Annotated in this window: 6 protein-coding genes; 5 read left to right on the top strand and 1 reads right to left on the bottom strand. The window is 73.1% G+C overall.

Annotated features, from left to right (window positions below; genetic code table 11):
* Nucleotides 1-993: serine-threonine protein kinase (locus tag VF468_24625; GenBank protein HEX5881475.1), on the top strand; the 993-nt coding region annotated here is incomplete at its 5' end.
* A 132-nt stretch (nt 994-1,125) separates the two neighbouring features.
* Here the strand turns inward: VF468_24625 and VF468_24630 are convergent.
* The gene (locus VF468_24630; protein HEX5881476.1) at nt 1,126-3,159 is read right to left on the bottom strand and encodes an AAA family ATPase; all 2,034 of its coding nucleotides are present in this window, start codon (nt 3,157-3,159) and stop codon (nt 1,126-1,128) included.
* A gap of 166 nt (nt 3,160-3,325) precedes the next feature.
* Here VF468_24630 and VF468_24635 point away from each other — a divergent pair, with 166 nt between their 5' ends.
* From VF468_24635 to VF468_24650, 4 genes are all read left to right on the top strand, one after another.
* Nucleotides 3,326-4,948, top strand: coding sequence for an amidohydrolase (locus VF468_24635; GenBank protein ID HEX5881477.1), 1,623 nt, complete (start codon nt 3,326-3,328; stop codon nt 4,946-4,948).
* 68 nt (nt 4,949-5,016) lie between these two features.
* A complete protein-coding gene (locus VF468_24640; GenBank protein ID HEX5881478.1) occupies nt 5,017-6,573 on the top strand; it encodes an aldehyde dehydrogenase family protein in 1,557 nt (518 codons plus the stop codon).
* A gap of 49 nt (nt 6,574-6,622) precedes the next feature.
* Nucleotides 6,623-8,002, top strand: a complete 1,380-nt coding sequence (locus tag VF468_24645) for an acetyl ornithine aminotransferase family protein (protein HEX5881479.1) — start codon at nt 6,623-6,625, stop codon at nt 8,000-8,002.
* The coding region (locus tag VF468_24650; GenBank protein ID HEX5881480.1) for a CoA transferase subunit A at nt 7,999-8,184 on the top strand (186 nt) is incomplete at its 3' end. The genes VF468_24645 and VF468_24650, both read left to right, overlap by 4 nt.

Below are 8,184 nucleotides of genomic sequence, written 5' to 3' on the forward strand. Positions count from 1 at the left end.
GGCGACGGCCCGGTGGCCGAGGCCCCGCCCGCCGACCCGGTCCTGGTCGAGGATCTCAAGGACGTGTTCGAGGGCGCCGAGCGGCACCAGGCCCTCGACGAGCTGGCCCGGCTGCTGGAGGAGCGGCCCGAGGACGAGGCCGCCCTGGCCCGGTTCCAGGCCCTGATGAAGGAGCTGGCCGGGGAGCCGGACGCCGAGCCAGCCGACGAGGACCAGGGCGAGCTGGCCCTGCTCACCGACGACCCCGAGGAGGTGTTCGGGCGCTTCGCCGACGCCGTGCCCCGCGGCGGCGGCGGCCCGGCGGCCGGCTTCGGCGACACCTTCGGGCGGCTCTGGGACGGCGCCAAGGAGGCGCTGCGCCAGCTCACCTACTTCGAGATGAAGAAGCGGGCCGGGGTGGTCGGCAAGGAGGGCCTTGGCCCGCTGCTCGGCCGCATCCACCGGGCCGACCCCGACGTTCGCATCCACCTGATCGGGCACAGCTTCGGAGCCCGCCTGGTCTCCTTCGCCCTGGCCGGCCTGCCCGACGGCGACTCCCCGGTCAAGTCGCTGTACCTGCTCCAGGGCGCGTTCTCGCACTTCGCCTTCGCCGACGCCCTGCCCATGGACCGCTCCCGCGGCGGCGCCCTCAAGGGCATGGCCGCCCGGGTCGACGGCCCGCTGGTGGCCTCGTTCACGGACCACGACACCGCCGTCGGCAAGCTCTACCCGCTGGCCTCGCTGAGCTCCCGGGACGACGCCGCCGGCCTGGAGGACCGGCTGTACCGCTGGGGCGGGATCGGCCACGACGGCGCCCAGGCGGTCGACGCCACCGTGGCCGGCCTCGGCCCGGTCGGGACCGGCTACCCCTTCCAGCGGGGCCGCTTCGTCAACCTCGACGGCAACGCCATCGTCAACCGCGGCGGCCCGCCGGCCGGCGCCCACTCCGACATCTTCCATCCCGAGCTGGTCTGGGCCGGGCTGGCCGCGGCCGGTCTCGTCACGGCCACCTAAACCCGGCGTCCCCTACCAGCGGTTCTGCCTCCGCGAGTACCGCGGGGTGGTGGAGCCGGCCCACGCCCCTGTCCGGGAAGCGGCCGGATCAAGGTCGACCCGGCCGCATCCTGCGGATCCGGCTCGGCTAGCTCACCACTCGAACTCGCCCGAGGACCGGCCGGTGCTGGGGTTGCCGAGGCCGGTGCCGGGCTGGGCGCCGGGGTTCGGCTGGCGCGGCGGGGAGATCGTCGGGCCGGTGGCGCCGCTGTCGCGGGGCGAGGCCTCCAGCAGGGCCGGGGTGTGCCAGGTGTCGCCGACCAGCTCCAGCACCGGCCGCCAGGCCGGGGTGGCCCTGGCCACCGCCTTGGACTGCATCAGCTCCTCGAGCTCCTCGCCGGCGACCTCGTCCTTCTCCAGCAGCCGCTCCGACAGGGCCCGCACGGCCGGCTCGTTGGCCCGCAGCAGCTCGACCGCCTGCTGCTTGGCCTCGGCCAGCAGCTCGCCGATGGCCTTGCGGCTGTCGGGGTTGCCGAGGATGGCGGCCAGCGGCCCCTCGTTGTAGGGGGTCTGGGGCAGCACCCCGTAGGAGACGAGGTCGTCGCCCATGGCCAGCAGGCCCAGCATGATGGCGGCCTGCCGGGTGGCGTGGCGCAGGTCGGAGCTGGGCCCGGTGGTGGTCTCGCCGAACCAGATCTCCTCGGCGGCCAGCCCGCCGAGGGCGACCACGATGTCGCGGCGCATGTCCTCGCGCAGCTCGGTGTGGCGCTCCTCCAGCGGCGTCCGGTAGACCACCCCGAGGGTGTCGCGCCGCTTGATGATCGAGGCCACCTGGATCTGGTCGTCCAGCTCCAGGATGTAGGCGAGCACGGCGTGGCCGGCCTCGTGGAAGGCGGTCATCTGGCGGTCCCGGGCCGAGGTCTTGGTCGCCTCCTTGAGGCCGATCTCCTCGGTCACCTTGGCCGTCCACAGGTCGTCGAAGTTGAGCTTCTCGCGCCCGTCGACCAGGGCGAAGATCAGCGCCTCGTTGACCAGGTTCTTGATCTGGGCCGGGCTGAACCCGTAGGTCGCCCTGGCCAGCCGCGAGATGTCGACCGGGTCGTGGGGCACCTTGTCCAGGTAGTACTGGAGGATGTCCTCGCGGCCCGGCCCCGAGGGCAGGCCGACGTGCAGCTTGCGGTCGAAGCGGCCCGGCCGCAGCAGCGCCGGGTCAAGGGTCGAGGCCTGGTTGGTGGCCCCGATGACCATGACGTTGTACTGGGGGATCTTGGGCTTGCCGAGGTGCAGGATCCGCTTGACGTGCCGCCACAGCCCCTTGGGCATGATCATGCCGTCCATCTGGACCAGCAGCTCGTTGACGTACATGCCGGCGCCGCCCATGCCCATGCCGCCCATGATGATCCGCAGCGGCCCCTTGGCCAGCCAGTGGCGGGTGGTGTCGGCGGGCTCGCTGGCGGTGGAGACCGCCCCGCGGGTCCCGCCCACCGCGTCCAGCTCGTCCAGGAAGATCACGGCCCCGCCGTACTTGCGCGACAGCTTCCGGGCCTTCTTGAACAGGCGCATGATGCGCAGGTTGCCAACGCCCATGAACATGTTGTTGAAGCTGGTCCCCGAGGCGTACACGAACGGCACGTTGGCCGACCCGGCGATCGCCTTGCCGAGCAGGGTCTTGCCCGTGCCCGGCGGGCCCTCGAACAAGATCCCGTGGGGCGGGTAGCCGCCGGCGTCGCGGAACTTCTTGAACCCCTGGAACAGGGTGAGCGCTTCCTTGGTCGACTCGACGATCTCGGGCTGGCCGCGGACGTCGTCGAAGCTGACGTCGTACTCGCGCGGGTAGATGACGTAGGTCTGGCCCCGGGCCAGGAACCAGAAGATGGCGACGAACTGGATCAGCACGATGGCCACGAACAGGGCCAGGGTGACGATCGCGCTGATGATCGCGAACGGCAGGGCCCTGGTCGTCGCCCACAGGTCGAACTCGGGGGCCAGGGGGTGGTCGTTCTTGATCAGGTAGCTGCGGAACTCGGGCCCGACGCGGGGGTCACCGCCCAGGATGTTCCACCAGTCCAGACCCCGGTTGGACTTGTACATCCAGTACAGCACGGGGATGAACAGGATGTAGATGATGGCGAAGATCAGCAGCCGCCGACCCCATGTCTTCAGCGTGTAGCGAAGTGGCTGACTCACGGACCCGCCTTCCTGACACGACTCGCCTTGCCGACCTGGTCACGCTGCCTACGAGTATGACCCGCGACCTCTGATACCGCTATAGCGGGGGGTCACCCTCTGGTCGGGCGTGGGGGACAGCGCCTAGACTGCCAACCTGACGATCCCCGAGGAGGTTCCTTCGCCCGTGCCCGGCCTCGCGGTCATCGCCCACACCGTCTGGGGCGCAGCCGGGCCGAGCCTCCACGACCCCCGCAACCGTCTCGGCGACGCCCTCGGCCGCCGCCTCGACCTGGCCGTGGCCGTCGAGAGCGGGCGCATCACCGCCGTCGTCCCCGCCGCCGAGGTGGCCGCCCTGGGCGCGGACCGGGTGGTCGACCTGGGCGACGCCACCCTGATGCCCGGGTTCGTCGACGCCCACGTGCACCTGTCGGCCACCGGCCTGGCCGGCCACGGCGCCGACCTGCGCCAGGCCCGCTCGGCGGCCGAGGTCCTGGAGCGGGTCCGGGCGGCCGCGGCCCGCGACGGCGCCGACGGCCTGCTCTGGGGCGACGGCTACGACGAGACCCGCTTCGAGGTCCCCGAGCTGCCCACCCCGGCCGAGCTGGCCACGGCGGCCGGAGGCCGCCCGCTGTACCTGTCGCGGGTCGACGGCCACCAGGGCCTGGCCACCCTGGACGTGCTCGGCGACTCGGGCGCGCTGGAGGCGGCCGGCTGCGACCGCGACCCCGCCGGCGCCCCCACCGGGGTGACCCGGGGTGAGGCCAACCACCTGGCCCGGCGGTTCGCCCTGGCCACCCTGCCCAGGGCCACCCTGCTGGCCGCCCAGGACGCCGCCCTCTGTCAGGCGGCCCGGCGGGGCGTGACCTGCGTCCACGAGATGGGCGGGCCCGACATCGCCGGCAAGCGCGACTTCGAGCTGCTGCTCGACCGGGTCGAGGCCCTGCCCATCGAGGTCATCGGCTACTGGGGCGACCGCGACCTGGACTACGTGGCCGAGCGCAAGCTGGCCCAGGTGGGCGGCGACCTGTTCCTGGACGGATCGCTCGGCTCCCACACCGCCGCCCTGTCCACCCCCTACGAGGACCGGCCCGACACCAGCGGGGCCCTGTACCACGACGACCAGGAGCTGGCCGAGCTGTACGTGCGGGCCAGCCAGGCCGGGATCCAGGTCGGCGTCCACGCCATCGGGGACGTGGCCATCGGCCAGGCGCTGCGCTGCGCCCGGCGGGCCATGAAGGCCGTCGGGCCGACCGCCTTCCGGGGCTGCCGGCACCGGATCGAGCACGTCGAGCTGCTCGGCGCCGACGGCGCCGACCGCATGGCCGAGCTGGGGCTGGCCGCCAGCGTGCAGCCGGCCTTCGACGCGGCCTGGGGCGGGAGCGACGGCATGTACGCCCGCCGCCTCGGCCCCCGGCGGGCCAAGAGCATGAACCCGTTCGCCGACCTGTGGCGGCGCGGGGTGCCGACCGGCGGCTCCTCCGACTCCCACGTCACCCCGCTCGACCCCTGGCACGGGGTGGCCGCCGCCGTCCACCACCACCGGCCCAGCCAGCGCCTCGGGCTGCCCGTGGCCCTTGAGGTGTTCACCCTCGGGGGCAGGATCCTGGCCCGCCAGGAGCGGATCAGCGGCACCATCGAGCCCGGCCAGCGGGCCGACCTGACCGCCTTCGCCGGCGACGTGCTCGCCGCCGACCCGGCCGACCTGGAGGGCGGCGAGGCGATCTTCACCATGGTCGCCGGCCGCCTCGCCCACGGGCCCGACGAGCTCCACGTCGAGGCCGCCCGGAGCTTCGGCGGCTGGACCTGAACACGCAGGTAGACTCGTCTCCGAACCGCACCGCACGGCCCCGCGTCTTCCATCGAAGGGAGCCCCCCATGGCCAAGTTCCGAGTCACCTACGCCACCCTCTCGGCCGACAACGAGGAGCTCCACGCCGCCTACGAGGAGGGCGTGAAGACCGCCCGGTCATGGGTCGGCCAGACCATCCCGACGGTGGTCGACGGCGAAGCCCGCACCGACGGCGAGCCGTTCAGCCTGTCCAGCCCCAACGACGCCGGCCTGGAGCTGGCAGCAGTCCACTCGGCCACCGAGCGCGACGTCGACGACGCCGTCCGGGCCGCCCAGGCCGCGTTCCCCGCCTGGGCGGCGACCCCGTGGGCGGAGCGGGTGGCGCTGCTGCGCCGGGCCGCCGACCTGATCAGCGAGCGCTCCAACGAGCTCGCCGCCCTGATGACCATGGAGGTCGGCAAGAACCGGCTGGAGTCCCTCGGCGACGTCGAGGAGGCGGCCGACCTGATCCGCTACTACTGCCAGCAGCTGGCGGACAACGACGGCTTCGCCCACAAGATGGGCCAGCTGTCGGCCAACGAGCACACCCGCTCGGTGCTCAAGCCGTACGGCGTGTGGGCGGTCATCAGCCCCTTCAACTTCCCCATGGCCCTGGCCGCCGGGCCGGCCGGGGGCGCCCTGGTCGCCGGCAACACCGTCGTCCTCAAGCCGTCCCCGCAGGGCTCGTTCACCGGCTACAAGCTGTACGAGTGCCTGCGCGACGCCGGCCTGCCGGCCGGGGTGTTCCACTTCCTGCCCGGCGGGGACGAGGTCGGCAAGCTGGTCGCGGGCCACGAGGGCGTCGACGGCATCACCTTCACCGGCAGCTACGAGGTCGGGATGAAGATCTACCGGCAGTACTCCAAGGGCCTGCCCCGGCCGGCGGTGTGCGAGATGGGCGGCAAGAACCCGGCCATCGTCTCGGCCAAGGCCGACCTCGACCTGGCCGCCGAGGGCGTGCTCCGCTCGGCCTTCGGCTTCTCCGGGCAGAAGTGCTCGGCCTGCTCGCGGGTGTACGTGGAGCGGGCCGTGGCCGGCGAGTTCACCGGCCGCCTGGCCGACCGGGCGGCCCAGCTGCGGGTCGGCGACCCGCTGGACCGCGAGGTCTACATGGGCCCGGTGATCGACCGGGAGGCCGTGGAGCGGTTCAAGGAGGCGGTCAAGGAGGCCCGCAAGGAGGGCCGGGTCCTGGCCGGCGGCGAGGTCCTCACCGACGACCTGCCCAAGGGCAACTACGTCGCCCCGACCGTGGTCGGCGACCTGCCGACCGACCACCGGCTGTTCAAGGACGAGCTGTTCGTGCCGTTCGTGGCCGTGGCCCCGGTCGATTCCCTGGACGAGGCGCTGAAGCTGGCCAACGACACCGAGTACGGCCTCACGGCCGGCTTCTACTCCGCCGACCAGGCCGAGGTCGACCAGTTCCTGGACCGGATCGAGGCCGGGGTCGTCTACGTCAACCGCAAGGCCGGCGCCACCACCGGCGCCTGGCCGGGGGTGCAGCCGTTCGGCGGCTGGAAGGGGTCGGGCAGCTCCGGCAAGGCCGGCGGCGGCCTCTACTACGTCCAGCAGTTCATGCGTGAGCAGTCCCAGACGGTGATCGCTTGACCCAGCCTGCGACCCGGAGGGGCCCGGGGAACCCCGAGGGGGTGCCCCGGTGAATCAATGGCTGGACCCGGCCCGGCCGGTGCCGGACCTCAGGACCGAGGTGCCGGGGCCCGAGGGCCGCAAGGTGCTGGCCCGGGACGCGGCCGTCACCAGCCCGTCGCTGCCCCGGGCGTACCCGATGGTGCCCCGGCGGGGGAGCGGCGCCCTGATCGAGGACGTCGACGGCAACCTGTTCCTCGACTTCAACGCCGGCATCGCCGTCTGCTCGACCGGCCACGCCCACCCGCGGGTGGTCGAGGCGGTCGGCCGCCAGGCCGCGGACCTGCTGCACTACTCGGCCAGCGACTTCTACCTGCCCGTCTACTCCGAGTACGCCGAGGCCCTGGCCGCGACCGCGCCCATGCCCGGCCCGGTGCGGGCCTTCCTCACCAACTCCGGCACCGAGGCCGTGGAGGGGGCCCTCAAGCTGGCCCGGGCGGCCACCGGCCGCCAGTACGTGGTCAGCTTCTACGGCGCCTTCCACGGCCGCAGCTACGGCTCGGTCAGCCTGACCGCCTCCAAGGCCAAGTACCACGCCGGATTCGGACCGCTGCTCCCAGGGGTGCTGCACGCCCCCTACGGCTACTGCCACCGCTGCCCGCTCAACCTCACCTTCCCCGACTGCGGCCACGCCACCGTCGACTGGCTGGAGCAGACCCTGTTCCGCTACGAGGTCGACCCCGACGAGGTCGCGGCCGTGTTCGTCGAGCCCATCCAGGGCGAGGGCGGCTACATCACCCCGCCGCCGGGCTGGCTGGCCAAGCTCAAGGCGCTGTGCCAGCGCCACGGCATCCTGTTCGTGGCCGACGAGGTCCAGTCGGGCATGGGCCGCACGGGGAGGATGTGGGCGGTCGAGCACGCCGGGGTCGAGCCGGACGTGCTGATCGCGGCCAAGGGGATCGCCTCCGGCCTGCCCCTTGGCGCGTTCATGGCCCGCGACGAGCTGTGGCGCTGGCCCAAGGGCGCCCACGGCTCCACCTACGGCGGCAGCCCCGTCCCCTGCGCCGCCGGCCTGGCCACCCTGGAGGTCCTGCGGGACGAGAAGCTGCTCGACAACGCCACCGCCCAGGGCGAGCTGCTGCTGGAGGGGCTGGAGCGCCTCCGGACCCGCTTCGGCTGGCTGGTCGAGGACGTCCGCGGCGTCGGGCTCATGCTCGGGGTCGAGTTCCCCACCGGGGAGCTGGCCGAGGAGGTCCAGCTGGCCTGCTTCCGCCGCGGCCTCCTCGTCCTGGAGGCCGGCGAGAGCGCCGTCCGCCTCTCCCCGCCCCTGGTCGTCACCGCCGACCAGTGCCACACCGCCCTGCGCCTGTTCACCGAGGCCGTCGAGGAGGTCGCGGCCGGCGCGGCCGCGACCGCTACGTCATCGCCTGAACGAGCAGAGGGGCCATGAGCCAGAGCAAGGTCGCCTCCATGCGCGACGCCGTCGCCGAGCTGGTCCGCGACGGCGACACCCTCGCCATCGAGGGGTTCACGCACCTGATCTCGTTCGCGGCCGGGCACGAGGTGATCCGCCAGCGCCGCCGCGACCTGACCCTGTGCCGGCTCACCCCCGACGTGGTCTACGACCAGATG

The sequence above is a fragment of the Actinomycetota bacterium genome (assembly GCA_036280995.1).
In the GTDB taxonomy this organism is placed as follows: domain Bacteria; phylum Actinomycetota; class CALGFH01; order CALGFH01; family CALGFH01; genus CALGFH01.

Bases quoted from the DNA above. Each gene is read 5' to 3' on its own strand.
- VF468_24640 (HEX5881478.1), top strand. From the start codon at position 5,017: ATGGCCAAGTTCCGAGTCACCTACGCCACCCTCTCGGCCGACAACGAG.